The sequence below is a fragment of the Salmonella sp. SAL04214 genome (assembly GCF_046550615.1).
GTDB classification, from domain to species: Bacteria; Pseudomonadota; Gammaproteobacteria; order Enterobacterales; family Enterobacteriaceae; genus Salmonella; species Salmonella enterica.
On the sequence record NZ_JBGDXT010000012.1, the window covers coordinates 148282 to 163006 of the forward strand.

Annotated in this window: 11 protein-coding genes; 6 read left to right on the top strand and 5 right to left on the bottom strand. The window is 55.2% G+C overall.

Features of this window, described 5'->3' with window-relative positions; translation table 11 throughout:
- Window positions 1–2: 2 nt before the first annotated feature.
- The 4 genes from bamC to tmcA all read left to right on the top strand — a co-directional run bounded on the left by bamC (window position 3) and on the right by tmcA (window position 4953).
- A complete protein-coding gene (bamC, locus tag ACLJQD_RS19160; protein ID WP_000331877.1) occupies window positions 3–1037 on the top strand; it encodes an outer membrane protein assembly factor BamC in 1035 nt (344 codons plus the stop codon).
- A 174-nt stretch (window positions 1038–1211) separates the two neighbouring features.
- On the top strand, window positions 1212–1925 hold the full coding sequence (purC, locus tag ACLJQD_RS19165; protein WP_001171630.1) for a phosphoribosylaminoimidazolesuccinocarboxamide synthase: 714 nt from the start codon (window positions 1212–1214) through the stop codon (window positions 1923–1925).
- A 130-nt stretch (window positions 1926–2055) separates the two neighbouring features.
- A complete protein-coding gene (locus tag ACLJQD_RS19170; protein ID WP_001267523.1) occupies window positions 2056–2919 on the top strand; it encodes a neutral zinc metallopeptidase in 864 nt (287 codons plus the stop codon).
- A gap of 15 nt (window positions 2920–2934) precedes the next feature.
- A complete protein-coding gene (gene tmcA, locus ACLJQD_RS19175) occupies window positions 2935–4953 on the top strand; it encodes a tRNA cytosine(34) acetyltransferase TmcA (RefSeq protein WP_017441386.1) in 2019 nt (672 codons plus the stop codon).
- Between the two features lie 26 nt (window positions 4954–4979).
- Here tmcA and ACLJQD_RS19180 read toward each other — a convergent pair whose 3' ends face one another.
- The 3 genes from ACLJQD_RS19180 to ACLJQD_RS19190 are packed head-to-tail and all read right to left on the bottom strand — an operon-like array spanning window position 4980 to window position 6695.
- Window positions 4980–5180, bottom strand: a complete 201-nt coding sequence (locus ACLJQD_RS19180; RefSeq protein WP_000383839.1) for a YpfN family protein — start codon at window positions 5178–5180, stop codon at window positions 4980–4982.
- Between the two features lie 27 nt (window positions 5181–5207).
- Complete coding sequence (gene dapE / locus ACLJQD_RS19185; RefSeq protein WP_001277822.1) at window positions 5208–6335, bottom strand: succinyl-diaminopimelate desuccinylase; 1128 nt, start codon at window positions 6333–6335, stop codon at window positions 5208–5210.
- A 3-nt stretch (window positions 6336–6338) separates the two neighbouring features.
- Window positions 6339–6695: an ArsC family reductase gene (locus ACLJQD_RS19190; protein ID WP_000631923.1), complete on the bottom strand. Its 357-nt coding sequence runs from the start codon at window positions 6693–6695 to the stop codon at window positions 6339–6341.
- A 412-nt stretch (window positions 6696–7107) separates the two neighbouring features.
- Here ACLJQD_RS19190 and ypfM point away from each other — a divergent pair, with 412 nt between their 5' ends.
- Window positions 7108–7167: a protein YpfM gene (gene ypfM / locus ACLJQD_RS19195; protein ID WP_001386977.1), complete on the top strand. Its 60-nt coding sequence runs from the start codon at window positions 7108–7110 to the stop codon at window positions 7165–7167.
- 101 nt (window positions 7168–7268) lie between these two features.
- Here ypfM and acrD read toward each other — a convergent pair whose 3' ends face one another.
- The gene (acrD, locus tag ACLJQD_RS19200) at window positions 7269–10382 is read right to left on the bottom strand and encodes a multidrug efflux RND transporter permease AcrD (protein WP_001263076.1); all 3114 of its coding nucleotides are present in this window, start codon (window positions 10380–10382) and stop codon (window positions 7269–7271) included.
- Window positions 10383–10566: 184 nt separating this feature from the next.
- Window positions 10567–12267 carry a nitrate/nitrite two-component system sensor histidine kinase NarQ gene (gene narQ, locus ACLJQD_RS19205; protein WP_000216812.1) on the bottom strand — a complete coding sequence of 567 codons (1701 nt, stop codon included), beginning with the start codon at window positions 12265–12267 and terminating at the stop codon, window positions 10567–10569.
- Between the two features lie 185 nt (window positions 12268–12452).
- Between narQ and aegA the strand changes: the two genes are divergently transcribed.
- Window positions 12453–14414 (top strand): formate-dependent uric acid utilization protein AegA, encoded by a 1962-nt coding sequence (gene aegA / locus ACLJQD_RS19210; protein ID WP_023242679.1) that lies wholly within the window; start codon window positions 12453–12455, stop codon window positions 14412–14414.
- The last annotated feature ends 311 nt before the right edge of the window (window positions 14415–14725 follow it).

Sequence of the window (14725 nt, forward strand, 5' to 3'; positions counted from 1 at the left end):
TGATGGCTTACTCAGTACAAAAGTCGCGCCTGGCGAAGGTTGCGGGTGTTTCGCTTGTTTTGCTGCTCGCTGCCTGTAGTTCCGATTCGCGCTACAAGCGCCAGGTAAGCGGCGATGAATCCTATCTGGATGCCGCGCCGCTTGCTGAACTTCACGCCCCGGCAGGAATGATCCTGCCGATAACGACCGGCGACTACGTTATTCCGGTCACGAAGGGGAGCGGCGCGGTTGGTAAGGCGTTGGATATCCGTCCGCCAGCGCAGCCGTTAGCGTTAGTGAGCGGCGCGCGTACCCAGTTCTCTGGCGATACCGCTACGCTATTGGTGGAAAATGGTCGTAGCAGCACGCTGTGGCCGCAAGTCGTCAGCGTGATTCAGGCGAAAAATTATCCGATTGAAAAACGTGACGATGCCAGCCAGACCCTGACGACCGATTGGGTGAACTGGAACCGCCTGGATGAAGACGAACAGTATCGTGGACGTTATCAAATCTCGGTGAAGCCGCAGGGCTATCAGCAGGCGGTAACGGTAAAACTGGTTAATCTGGAACAGGCTGGCAAGCCGGTCGCTGACGCGGCGTCGCTGCAGCGCTATAGCACGGAAATGATGAACGTCATTTCTGCCGGTCTGGATAAGACCGCTACGGATGCGGCAAATGCCGCGCAGAACCGTTCCGCCGCAACGATGGATGTGCAGAGCGCCGCTGATGATACCGGTTTACCTATGCTGGTCGTTCGCGGTCCGTTCAACCTCGTGTGGCAACGCCTCCCGGCCGCGCTGGAAAAAGTGGGCATGAAAGTCACCGACAGCACTCGCTCTCAGGGCAGCATGGCGGTAACGTACAAACCGTTGTCTGACAGCGACTGGCGGGATCTGGGCGCTAGCGACCCGGGCCTGGCATCCGGAGACTATAAATTGCAGGTCGGCGATTTAGATAACCGCAGCAGCTTGCAGTTTATCGATCCTAAGGGGCATACTCTGACGCAAAGCCAGAACGACGCGCTGGTTGCCGTCTTCCAGGCAGCGTTCAACAAGTAATTTAACAGGGCTGGAGTAATCCGGCCCTTTTTTCTGATAAGATACGCAAACGTGTGCGTCGGTACAAAAACGCGATTTAACCGCTATTTCGCACCACAATTACAGGCCGACGTCTCCGGCAGGCGTAGCAGGAAATGAATACTTATCGTTAATTCACACCCAGGAGTGTTAAAGATGCAAAAGCAAGCTGAGTTGTATCGTGGTAAAGCGAAAACCGTATACAGCACGGAAAACCCGGACCTGTTGGTGCTCGAATTCCGCAATGATACGTCAGCAGGGGATGGCGCGCGCATTGAACAGTTTGATCGCAAAGGCATGGTAAATAACAAATTCAACCATTTCATTATGACCAAACTGGCCGAGGCGGGCATCCCGACCCAGATGGAACGTTTGCTGTCTGATACCGAGTGTCTGGTGAAGAAGCTGGAGATGGTGCCGGTTGAATGTGTGGTGCGCAACCGTGCGGCAGGGTCGCTGGTCAAGCGTCTGGGCGTGGAAGAAGGCATGGAGCTTAACCCGCCGATATTCGATCTGTTCCTGAAAAACGACGCGCTGCACGACCCGATGGTGAATAGTTCCTACTGTGAAACGTTCGGTTGGGTAAGTCAGGAAAATCTGGCGCGTATGAAAGAGCTAACCTACAAAGCCAACGACGTACTGAAAAAACTGTTTGATGACGCGGGTCTTATCCTGGTGGATTTCAAACTGGAGTTTGGCCTGTATAAAGGCGAAGTGGTGCTGGGCGATGAGTTTTCGCCGGACGGCAGCCGCCTGTGGGATAAAGAGACGCTGGACAAAATGGACAAAGACCGCTTCCGCCAGAGTCTGGGCGGTCTGATTGAAGCCTATGAAGCCGTCGCGCATCGCCTGGGCGTGAAATTAGATTAATTCCGCTTCTGACCGGAGGGCAACCGCTCTCCGGTATCATCCTTTCCTCATTCTGATAGCGTTTACCTGTGGTAATCCTGCGCCTGACCGCCTACGATCATCTGTATAACAAAGAGAGAATGAGGTGATTATGCGCTGGCAAGGGCGTCGTGAAAGTAACAATGTAGAGGACAGACGTAATCGGCCAGGCGGCCCCTCGCTGGGTGGCCCAGGCTTTCGTCTTCCGCGCGGAAAAGGCGGCATCATTCTGTTGGTGGTGGTGTTGGTCGCAGGGTACTATGGGGTGGATTTAACCGGTCTGTTGACCGGTCAGCCGGTTTCGCAGCAGCAGTCGACGCGTTCGATAAGCCCCAATGATGATGAAGCGGCAAAATTTACCTCGGTGATTCTGGCGACGACCGAAGATACCTGGGGGCAACTCTTTCAAAAAATGGGCCGCGGCTATCAGCAGCCAAAACTGGTGATGTACCGTGGTATGACGCGTACCGGCTGTGGTGCGGGTCAGTCCGTGATGGGGCCGTTTTACTGCCCGGCGGACGGCACCGTCTATATCGATCTCTCATTTTACGATGATATGAAAAATAAGCTGGGCGCGGACGGTGATTTTGCTCAGGGTTATGTCATCGCCCACGAAGTCGGCCACCACGTACAAAAACTGTTAGGTATTGAGCCGAAAGTACGCCAGTTGCAGCAAAACGCGTCGCAAACGGAGGTGAATCGCCTTTCGGTGCGCATGGAGCTACAGGCGGATTGCTTTGCTGGCGTGTGGGGACACAGTATGCAGCAGCAAGGCGTACTGGAGGCGGGCGATCTGGAAGAGGCGCTCAATGCCGCACAGGCTATCGGCGACGATCGCTTACAGCAACAGGGGCAGGGGCGCGTCGTGCCGGATAGTTTTACCCACGGCACCTCAGAACAGCGCTACAGCTGGTTTAAGCGTGGCTTTGACAGCGGTGACCCGGCGCAATGTAATACGTTTGGCAAAAACTTTTGATAAACCGGGGCAGGGATGTCTGATATCGATGCGCTACAGGCGTTAACGTCGCAAATGACACAGGAAGGCATTCGCCGTTTACTGGTCATCAGCGGCGATGCGGCGTGGTGCCGGGAGCGGGCCGAGGCGATACGCGCTGCGCTGCCCGGTGACTGGCTGTGGGTCGCGCCTGACGCGCCCGCCCAGCCGCGCTGTACGCCACAGGCGTTACAAACGCTGCTGGGCCGTGAATTCCGTCATGCGATATTTGATGCCTGGCAGGGCTTTGACGCCGCAGCGTTTGCCGCCCTGAGCGGGACCTTGCAGGCCGGAAGCTGGCTGCTTCTGCTGATGCCGCCGTATGAGACGTGGGAAAGCAGGCCTGATACCGATTCACTGCGCTGGAGCGACTGCGCGCAGCCTATCCCTACACCGCAGTTTGCACAGCATCTTAAACGGACTCTTTCCCGCGATCCGCAAACGCTGCTTTGGCGACAGCGCCAGCCGTTTTGCTGGCCATCTTATCCTTTCCGTGGACGCTGGCGACCCGCCACCGGCGAGCCGCAGCCGGAGCAGGCGGCTATCTTATCGCGTTTACGTGAAATGCCGCCCGGCGTGGCGACGGTGATTGCCCCCCGTGGGCGCGGCAAATCGGCGCTGGCCGGGCAATTCATCTCCCGGATGGCGGGCACGGCTATCGTGACCGCACCGGCGAAAACGGCAACGGATATCCTGGCAGCGTTTGCCGGTGAGCGGTTCTGCTTTATGGCGCCGGATGCGTTGCTGGCGAGCGGAGCAAGTGCCGACTGGCTGGTGGTTGACGAGGCGGCGGCAATCCCCGCACCGCTGCTGCTGCAACTGGTTTCGCGCTTTCCCCGCATACTACTCACCACCACCGTTCAGGGCTACGAAGGCACGGGACGCGGTTTTTTACTTAAGTTTTGCGCCCGTTTTCCGCAGCTTCACCGCTTCACGCTTCGTCAGCCTGTCCGCTGGGCGCCAGAATGCCCGCTGGAAAATATCGTCAGCGAGGCGCTGATATTCAACGATGAAGCGTTTGCGCAGGCGCCACATGGTGCGATAGCAATCTCGGCGTTTTACCAGCAGGCCTGGGGGGAGACGCCCGCGTTGCCGAGGGCTGTGTATCAGTTACTGTCGGGGGCGCACTATCGTACTTCGCCGCTGGATCTGCGCCGAATGATGGATGCGCCAGGACAGCATTTCTTGCAGGCCACGGCGAATAACCGTGTGGCGGGCGCCGTCTGGCTGGTCGAAGAGGGCGGGTTATCCGCAGAACTCAGTCAGGCTGTATGGTGCGGTTTCCGGCGTCCGCGTGGAAATCTGGTGGCGCAGTCGCTGGCGGCGCACGGTAGCGACCCTTTAGCCGCGACGCTGGTCGGGCGTCGCGTAAGCCGTATCGCGGTGCACCCCGCCCGCCAGCGCGAAGGCATCGGTCAGCAGTTGATTGCCTGCGCGTGCGAGCAGGCGGCGCAGTGTGATTATCTTTCCGTCAGCTTTGGCTATACGCCGGAGCTGTGGCGTTTCTGGCAACGCTGCGGCTTTGTGCTGGTACGGATGGGCAACCATCGGGAGGCGAGCAGCGGTTGCTATACGGCGATGGCGTTATTGCCGCTGAGCGACGCGGGAAAACGGCTGGCGCAGCAGGAACACCAACGTTTGCGCCGCGATGCGGATATCCTGACGCAGTGGAACGGCGAGGCGATACCGCTGGCGGCGTTACGCGAACAGGCGCTTAATGATGAAGACTGGCGTGAGCTGGTCGGTTTTGCTTTCGCGCACCGCCCGCTACTGACATCGTTAGGTTGCCTGCATCGTTTACTGCAATACAGCGCATTGCCATTACCGGCGCTGAGAGGGCGGCTGGAAGAAAAAGCCAGCGATGCCGAACTGTGCGCCCGGCTACGCATTTCAGGCCGTAAAGCTCTGCTGGCGTTGCAGCGTGCGCAGGCGGCGCAGGCGCTGATTGCGCTGGATGCCGGACGAACGCAGCGTTTACGCGACGTAATGCCCGGCGGTGGGGACCATGCCGGATAGCGATACCTGTCCGGCATGTTATCCGGTTACTTTTTCGGCTGATCTTTCTTCGGCCAGTCGTCTTCATCGTCCCACTTATCGTTAAAATCGCGATGCGGGGGCAGCTCAGGTTTATTGGCAAGGAATTTCTTATGGTCGATGCGTTTGAGATCTTTGATCACATTCAGCAGTACGCCTACCAGAAACACCAATACCAGAATCCACCAATATTTTGCCAGCCAGTCCATGCTTATTTCCTCTTACCGGAACGCTCATCAGGCGACGAGCTGTTCCATAATGCGTTGATACATACGGGCCAGTAGCTGGAGATCGGCGGCATTCACACATTCATTAATTTTATGAATGGTGGCGTTCACCGGCCCCAGTTCTACCACCTGCGCTCCCATACGGGCGATAAAACGTCCGTCGGACGTACCGCCCGTCGTCAGTAATTGCGGTTTAATTTCATTATAGTGCTCAATGGCGTTTACCACCGCGTCCACCAGCTTGCCGCGTGCGGTCAGGAACGGCTGGCCGGAAAGCCACCAGTCTACGGTATAACGTAGCTGATGCTTCTCAAGCAGCGCATGTACCCGCTCTTTGATCATCTCATCGGTCAGTTCCGTGCTGAAACGGAAGTTAAACTGCACGAACAGTTCGCCGGGAATGACATTATTGCTGCCGGTGCCTGCCTGGATATTGGCTACCTGCATACTGGTGGCCGGGAAAAAATCATTGCCCCGATCCCACTCGATAGCGACCAGTTCATTAAGAAAAGGCGCGGCGCGATGAACAGGGTTATCCGCCAGATGCGGATAGGCGACGTGCCCCTGAACGCCATGAATAGTGAGGTTACAGGTGAGGGAACCGCGACGCCCGTTTTTGACGACATCACCCACAATTTCAGTACTGGAAGGTTCGCCGACCAGACAGTAATCCAGCCGCTCGTGACGGGCCATCAGCGCTTCAACCACCTTGACGGTGCCATTTTTTGCGCTGGCTTCCTCATCAGAGGTAATCAAAAACGCGAGGCGGCCCCGGTGATGAGGATGCTGCGCAACAAAACGTTCAGCAGCCACCACCATTGCCGCCAGTGAACCTTTCATATCCGCCGCGCCGCGACCGAACAACATTCCGTCGCGAATCGTAGGCTCAAACGGCGGATTGATCCAGCGATCGACATCGCCAGCCGGTACGACGTCAGTATGCCCGGCGAACGCCAGCGTTTCGCCACGCCCACGCCATGCCCAAAAATTTTGCGTGTCGCCAAAATCCATATGCTCAATGGTAAAACCGATTTTACGCAGGCGTTCAATCATTAATGCCTGACAGCCTGCGTCATCCGGACTCAGGGAGGGGCGACGAATAAGTTGCTGTGTCAGCTCAATAACCGGGCACGACATAGACTACACCTCATCAAAAAACTGCTGATAACGGGATTCACTGAAACCAAGCAGCATAGGCTTCCCGGGCGCGCAGAGCAATGGGCGTTTGATGATTGCCGGCTGTTCAACCATGAGAGCAGCGGCGGAGTCGGCATCGGTAATCCCGCTGCGATCGCCTTCATCCAGTTTGCGCCATGTTGTGCCGCGCGTATTCAGTAAAGGCTGCCAGCCGAGTTCGGCAATAAAGGTATTAAGAAGAGGGAGGTCTATGCCATCCACACGGTAATCGTGAAAACGATAATCAATGCCATGCTCCTCCAGCCAACGGCGCGCTTTTTTGATCGTGTCGCAATTCTTAATGCCATAGAGGGTAATCATATTGAATCCTTTAACGCGAAATTCGAATAAATAATCAATAGTATCGTCTGCGGGATAATAAGTGTGGCTGTTAATGGTTATTTATCCAGCGCTGATCGGCAATCAATATAACATTGTTGAGTGAATGTGAATAATGATTCCAAAACGTTCCAGATGTGGCTTGTTTATAATTCGCGAGGAAAATCCTATTTTGCGCACATGCAATTGATTGTTTTTTAACCCGATTTGATAAAGTAGTAGAAAAGGTATTAATGTTGCTAAATATTGCAGTAAGTCACATAAAATTTACGGCTACAGCGCCATAGTAATATCATAGACAGCGTAACCAGAGGATATCGCAACAATCGGTTAAATGAACTTCTCTCTATACCGCTAACTACGTAGAATACCCATAATAATAAGAGAGGCTATTATGATTGAACGTGAACTGGGGAACTGGAAAGATTTTATCGAAGTCATGCTTCGTAAATAAATGCCTGGAAGGCACTGCGCTCCCATAGGGGATAAGAAAAGGCGACTCAACGAAAGTCGCCTTTTTTGTGCCCGATACCTCGTATCAGGCTGGCCGGGAGCTTATTCCGGGCGCGGCTTCAGCGGGAAGCGGCGACGTATCAGCACGAAAAACAGGGGTACAAAGAAGATAGCCAGAATGGTTGCTGAGATCATTCCCCCCATCACGCCGGTTCCGACAGCATGTTGGCTACCCGAGCCTGCCCCGGTGCTGGTGGCCATCGGCAATACGCCAAATATAAACGCCAGCGAAGTCATCAGTATCGGTCGCAGGCGCTGGCGGCTGGCGTACAGCGTGGCGTCTAACAGCGCGTGTCCCTTCTGATTCATTTCGTTGGCGAATTCCACAATCAGAATCGCGTTTTTCGCCGAGAGGCCGATAACGGTCAACAGCCCCACCTGGAAGTAAACATCGTTTTCCAGCCCGCGCATCCAGGTAGCGAGTAGCGCGCCAATGACGCCGAGCGGCACAACCAGCATCACCGAGAAGGGCACCGACCAGCTTTCATACAATGCCGCCAGACACAGGAAGACGACTAATAGCGAAATAGCGTACAGCGCGGGCGCCTGCGCGCCGGAGAGCCGTTCCTGGTAAGACATGGCTGTCCATTCCAGGCCAAAACCGCCCGGTAGCTGATGCACCAACGACTCCATGACATCCATCGCCGTCCCGGTACTGACCCCCGGCGCGGCCTCTCCGACAATTTCTACCGCCGAATAGCCGTTATAGCGTTCCAGACGCGGCGATCCGGTTTCCCAGCGCGAGGTGGCGAAGGCGGAGAAGGGGACCATGCCGCCGTCTTTGTTACGGACATACCAAAGATTAATATCATCCGGCAGCATACGATATTTCGCTGCGGCCTGAACATAGACCTTCTTCACGCGGCCCCGGTCCATAAAGTCGTTGACGTAGCTCGATCCCCAGGCTGTTTGCAGGGTGTCGTTGATATCGTCAATCGATACGCCCAGCGCCTGCGCTTTTCGTTGGTCAATATCAATTTGCAGTTGCGGGCTGTCGTCCAGGCCGTTGTGGCGCACGCGGGTCAAGGAACTGTTTTTCCCGGCCAGCTCAATGAGTTGATCTCGTGCGGCCATCAGCGCGTCATGGCCTGCTCCGGCGTGATCCTGTAATTCCATATCAAAACCGGCGGAGCTGCCCAGACCGCTAATTGCCGGCGGGCTGCTGGCGAAGACGCGAGCTTCTTTAATCTGGTTAAACGCTTTTGTCGCCCGCTCAATAATGGCGAACGAGGAGCCGGTGGTGGGATCGCGCGCGTCCCAGTCTTTCAAGCGAACAAACATGCGCGCGACGTTTTGCCCGTTCCCGCCAGGGCCGGAACCGACCGTCGAAAAGACCGACATAATGTTGTCTTTCTCATGGGTGAAATAATAGTTTTCAACCTTTTCAACGACTTTCAGGGTTTGCTGTTGCGTAGAACCGCTCGGTAGCTGGATAGACGTAGTGAACATGCCCCGATCTTCTTGCGGCAGAAAGGAGGTGGGGAGACGCAAAAACAGGAACACCATGCCGCCAAGCAACAGAACATAAATCAGAATCCAGCGCAGGCTGCGATGCAAAATTTTCGCTACGCCTTTCTCATAACGTTCGGCATTACGATTGAAGGTACGGTTAAACCAGCCGAAAAATCCGCGTTGCCCGTGCTGTTCGCCTTTGTGCAACGGTTTTAATAACGTTGCGCACAGCGCTGGCGTCAGAATCATGGCGACCAGCACCGACAGCACCATTGCCGAGACAATGGTGATAGAAAACTGACGATAAATCGCCCCGGTGGTACCGCCAAAGAACGCCATCGGCACGAATACCGCAGACAGCACCATCGCGATACCGACCAGCGCCCCCTGGATTTGTCCCATGGATTTGCGCGTCGCTTCACGCGGCGTGAGTCCTTCTTCGCTCATGATACGTTCGACGTTTTCCACCACCACGATGGCATCGTCGACCAGGAGCCCGATTGCCAGCACCATCGCGAACATGGTTAATGTGTTAATACTGTAGCCAAACGCGTAAAGCACAGAGAAGGTGCCCATTAATACTACCGGCACGGCGATCGTCGGAATCAGCGTGGCGCGAAAGTTTTGCAGGAACAGGTACATCACCAGGAAAACCAGAGCGATAGCCTCCAGCAACGTTTTGACCACATCGATAATCGAGGCTTTGACAAAGGAGGTGGTTTCATACGCGATCTTGTATTCCAGGCCGTGGGGAAAGTACTGCGCCAGCTCGTTGAGGCGATCCAGTACCAGCTTCGCGGTCGCCATTTCATTCGCGCCGGAAGCCAGCTTAACCCCAAGACCGGAAGCCGGATTGCCGTTAAAACGGCTGAGGTAGTCATACTTTTCCGCCCCCAGCTCCACGGTGGCGACATCGCCCAGTTTGACCTCGGAACCGTCCTGATTAACGCGCAGGGTGATATCGCGAAATTGTTGCGGCGTTTGCAGCAATGACTGCGCATTAATGGTGGCGTTCAGCGCCTGCTTGTCGACCGAAGGCGTACCGCCAAGCTGCCCGACGGCGATTTGCGCATTCTGCGACTCAATTGCATCGGTCACGTCTTTCGTGGTCATCTGAAAACTATTCAATTTGGCAGGATCGAGCCAGATACGCATAGAGTACTGTGAACCATAAGCGTCAATATCGCCGACGCCGTTGACGCGGCTGAGTGGGTCCTGAATATTACTGGCGACGTAGTCGGCGATATCCTGCTTGTCCATAGAACCGTCGGTAGAGACGAAAGCGATGGTCAAAATATTGGTATCGCCCGTTTTGCGTACCGTGACGCCTTGATCCTGTACCGCCTGCGGCAGTTTACGCATCGCGGACTGTAACTGATTTTGCACCTGCTGAACCGCCTCATCAGGATCGGTTCCCGCAATGAAGCTCAGCGTAATGGTCGCCTGTCCGGTTCCGCTGCTTTGTGATGACATGTACATCAGATTATCGAGGCCCGTCATATTCTGCTCAATAACCTGGGTTACGGTATTTTCCAGCGTTTGCGCCGACGCTCCCGGATAATTCGCGGTAATACGTACGTTGGGCGGTGCCAGATCGGGATATTGTTCAACAGGTAAAGAAAAAATGGCTAACGCCCCTGTCAGACACAACAGGATAGCCAGCACCCAGGCAAAAATGGGGCGATCGATAAAAAAATTCGCCATTAAAGGGGAACCTCGTGTTTCTACATATCGTTATAGATTTGAACTGCTTCACTGTAGCGGCAAGCTACGAGCCAAACGTGGAGAAATAAAGGAGATAATGTAAATTATCATGCGCTTTTACAGCATACTTTTTGTGCCAACGCCGGAAAGCCTGACATCTGGCCTTCCGGCGATTTGCCGTTCTTTACGTTAACTGACTCTCTTCCTTGTTGGAGGAGCGAAAACTGATACTGACCAGTGTGCCGCCGCCGGAGGGTTGCGAAAAATTCAGCGTGCCGCCAAGGCGCTCCGCGCGCTCACGCATTATATTCAGACCATAGTGTCCGGCAGGCTCATGCGGTTCGCCGATACCAATGCCATTATCGCGAATATAAACAGTATGATCGCCGTCAGGCGCGGTGACGCAGCTCACGGCGATTTCGCTCGCGTTGGCGTGTTTAATGGCGTTCAGGACCGCTTCACGCACAATTTGCAACAAATGCACCTGCATTTGCGCATCCAGCGCCAGCGTGGGTAAACGGCAATCCAACGTGAGTTTGGCCGGGGTCTGACTCTGTAAATCTTCCAGCATCTCATGCAATGCGGAGGGTAAATCGGCCTGCTGTAACGTCAGACGGAACGTGGTGAGTAGCTCGCGAAGCTGACGGTAGGCGTCGTTCAGCGCTCTGGAAAAATCCGCCATGATGCTTTGCGCGCCGGCGTTATCTTCTGGAATGGCGCGCTTCAAAAGCGTTAACTGAATACGTAAATAAGAAAGTACCTGCGCCAGTGAATCGTGTAGCTCACGGGCAATCGTCGCGCGCTCTTCCATTAACAAAAGTTGCTGGAAGTGTTTTTGCGCCTGATTAAAGTACAAACCACGCCCCAGCATCGTGGAGACGCTGTTCAGCAGCGGCGTAGAGGCATTAACGTTGGGGCTTTGCCAGTGGAGTTCGCCATAGACCGTGTCCTGCATCGTCACTGGCAGCATTTGCATCGGCAGGTCGGGGCTTTGCATGCCTTCGCTAATCCGCCAGTTATCGCCCACGGTTAACTCCAGATACCAGGCGGCGTCATGTTCACGGACAATTTGCAAAATATGGCGAAAACAGTGGACATCGATTTGGCTGGTATTCAGCGCCTGGGAGCACTGGTATAACACCTCCAGGCGGCGATGCGCTTCGTGCAGATCGTGCGTTTTTTCTTCCACCGAGGCTTCCAGCGAACGGTAAAGTTTATGCAGCTCGCTCGACATCTGGCTAAACGTTTTCGCCAACAATCCCAGCTCATTGGGTAAGCTGGTATCCAGCGGCAGCGGGGCGAACTGACCATGTTCAATTCGCTGACTGGCGGTGACCAGTTGATTCAGCGGGCGAACGACCTGCTGGCGAATACGCCGTAGGGTAAAAAAGACCAGCGTAAAGATGCCGATACCGCCCGCCAGCGATATGGCGACGACCAGCATGACTTTACGCTCGGCGTAATGCTGTAATGCCAGAACGAAGAGATCAATTTGATCGACGTAATTGTTGATATTGGTCTGATACCAGGCAATGTCGCCGTCCTGTAGGCGGCTATTCATCTCCAGCCAGTTGGCGTGCAGGCGCGCGTAGCGAGTTTTCACCGCCTGCGGCACATACCAGGCGTTGAGATTTTGCAGTACCGGCGAGTTGAGCGCGTGCTGGAAAAGTTGACGATGCGCATTAATCTGCGGGCTACGGCTTTGCAGATCGTAACCCAGCCGATAGCTCTGCATTCGTAGCGAGCCGGCGATATTGATCGCTTCTGCATCCCGTAAACTGCTGGTCAGCGTCAGTAATGCGCTGCCGGTGGACAGAATAGACAACAGCACAATATAGAAAAAAGCCTTAGCCAGACTGGCTGAGACCGGGCGTTTAACCGTCACGCTGGCACTCCCCGCATTTAGCTGAATCGCAATTGCATTTGCTTTGAAATAAATTGATCTGCCACAGGTTCTGGACAGATAGTTGTGCTTCCTGGGCAGATGAACATTGCCGACCCCGCCTTCGTCAGTTAATAACAATGCTCATATAAAGAATAAGGTTTTTACAACCAAAACAGAAGGATGCCATGAATCGTTTTATTATGGCCAATAGCCAGCAGTGTCTGGGCTGCCATGCCTGCGAGGTCGCCTGCGTAATGGCTCACAATGATGAGCGACATGTCCTGACGTCACAGCGCTATCAGCCCCGAATTACTGTCATCAAACATCAGCACCAGCGCAGCGCGGTCACATGTCACCATTGCGAAGATGCGCCCTGCGCCCGTAGCTGTCCGAACGGCGCGATCGCGCATATTAACGACAGCGTGCAGGTCAATGCGCAGAAGTGTATCGGCTGTAAATCCTGCGTCGTCGCCTGCCCATTCGGCACCATGCAGATGGTATTGACGCCCGTCGCGCCAAACCAGTTCAAAGCCAGCGCGCATAAATGCGATCTGTGTCAGGGACGTGAACAGGGTCCGGCTTGTGTGGAAAATTGCCCGGCGGATGCGCTGCAACTGGTCACCGAAGACTCGTTGACCCGTCTGGCTAAAACGCGACGGCTGCGTACCGCCCGGCAGGAGATTCGCCCCTGGCATACCGTTGATACACAACACCGTGGGACAGCAAGCAGCAAAGTCGAGCGTATGCAGGCGACGCCGCCGCGCGGCGAACCGGATAAACTGGCGATTGAAGCGCGTAAAACCACCTTTGAGGAAATTTATCTGCCGTTTCGCGCCGCGCAGGCCGAGCGTGAAGCGTCCCGCTGCCTCACATGCGGGGAACACAGTATCTGCGAATGGACCTGTCCGCTGCATAACCATATTCCCCAGTGGATCGAACTGGTGAAAGCTGGCGATATTGATGCGGCGGTAGAGCTTTCCCACCAGACCAACTGCCTGCCGGAAATTACCGGGCGCGTCTGTCCGCAGGACCGGCTATGCGAAGGTGCGTGTACACTCCGCGATGAGTATGGCGCGGTTACCATCGGCAACATTGAGCGCTATATCTCCGATCGCGCTCTGAGCAAAGGCTGGCGTCCCGACCTGTCGGACGTACAGAAGAGCGATAAGCGCGTGGCGATTATCGGCGCGGGGCCGGCAGGTCTTGCCTGCGCTGACGTGCTGGCGCGCCATGGCGTAAGCGCCACCGTCTACGATCGCCATCCGGAAATCGGCGGTTTGCTCACCTTTGGTATTCCGGCTTTCAAACTGGATAAATCTCTGCTGGCGCGCCGTCGGGAAATCTTCAGCGCGATGGGGATTCGTTTCGAGCTTAACTGCGAAGTAGGGAAAGATATTTCTCTGGAGACGCTGCTGGAAAGTTATGACGCCGTCTTTGTCGGGGTAGGAACCTATCGTTCCATGAAGGCTGATTTACCGAATGAAGACGCGCCGGGGGTATATGATGCGTTGCCATTCCTCATCGCCAATACCAAACAGGTGATGGGGCTTCCGGCGTTGCCTGACGAGCCGTTTATTGATACTGCGGGCCTTAACGTGGTTGTGCTGGGCGGCGGTGACACCGCAATGGACTGCGTGCGTACGGCGCTGCGTCATGGCGCTGCTAACGTCACCTGCGCTTATCGCCGCGATGAGGCCAATATGCCGGGGTCGAAAAAAGAGGTGAAAAACGCGCGGGAAGAGGGCGCGAACTTTGAATTTAACGTTCAGCCGGTTGAGTTGGTGCTGGATACGCACGGGCGCGCCAGCGGTATTCGCTTTTTGCGTACGCGGCTTGGCGAACCGGATAGTCAGGGGCGACGCCGCCCGGTACCTGTACCGGACAGCGAGTTCGTGATGCCGGCGGATGCGGTCATTATGGCGTTTGGTTTTCATCCGCATGGTATGTCGTGGCTGGAATCGCATGGCGTGAAGGTGGATAACTGGGGACGTATTGCCGCCAGCGTCGAGAGCGAGTTTCGTTACCAGACGTCCAACCCGAAAATTTTCGCCGGCGGCGATGCGGTGCGCGGCGCCGATCTGGTGGTGACGGCGATGGCAGAAGGCCGACATGCCGCGCAGGGGATACTCGACTGGTTAGCTAAATAAGCGTATTTGTAGGCCGGTTAAGGCCTGGAACGGTTAAATGATTGAGTGATAAAAAATCTTAAACTTATTGGCTAACCTTACTCCGTTTGCAGAAATGTTGACGCTCGCAGGGCTGGACGCCCTGCGATAAACATTTTTCCGTCGGGTCGACGTTTAACAGGCCTGATGAGGCCAATCTTAGTATTGAAAATAGAGTGTAAATTGAAGGAAGGGACGCTATCAGAATCCCTTCTTAGAGCCTATCCCATTAGGGCTATTTTACTTGCCATTTTGGTCCTGGGCAGTGCTCGCCAAAACGCGTTAGCGTTTTG

What these genes read in the sequence shown, in the direction of transcription:
- tmcA (WP_017441386.1), top strand. Translation starts at nt 2,935, where the DNA reads ATGTCTGATATCGATGCGCTACAGGCGTTAACGTCGCAAATGACACAG.
- ACLJQD_RS19170 (WP_001267523.1), top strand. Translation starts at nt 2,056, where the DNA reads ATGCGCTGGCAAGGGCGTCGTGAAAGTAACAATGTAGAGGACAGACGT.
- ACLJQD_RS19180 (WP_000383839.1), bottom strand. Translation starts at nt 5,180, where the DNA reads ATGGACTGGCTGGCAAAATATTGGTGGATTCTGGTATTGGTGTTTCTG.
- ACLJQD_RS19190 (WP_000631923.1), bottom strand. Translation starts at nt 6,695, where the DNA reads ATGATTACCCTCTATGGCATTAAGAATTGCGACACGATCAAAAAAGCG.
- dapE (WP_001277822.1), bottom strand. Translation starts at nt 6,335, where the DNA reads ATGTCGTGCCCGGTTATTGAGCTGACACAGCAACTTATTCGTCGCCCC.
- bamC (WP_000331877.1), top strand. Translation starts at nt 3, where the DNA reads ATGGCTTACTCAGTACAAAAGTCGCGCCTGGCGAAGGTTGCGGGTGTT.
- aegA (WP_023242679.1), top strand. Translation starts at nt 12,453, where the DNA reads ATGAATCGTTTTATTATGGCCAATAGCCAGCAGTGTCTGGGCTGCCAT.
- acrD (WP_001263076.1), bottom strand. Translation starts at nt 10,382, where the DNA reads ATGGCGAATTTTTTTATCGATCGCCCCATTTTTGCCTGGGTGCTGGCT.
- purC (WP_001171630.1), top strand. Translation starts at nt 1,212, where the DNA reads ATGCAAAAGCAAGCTGAGTTGTATCGTGGTAAAGCGAAAACCGTATAC.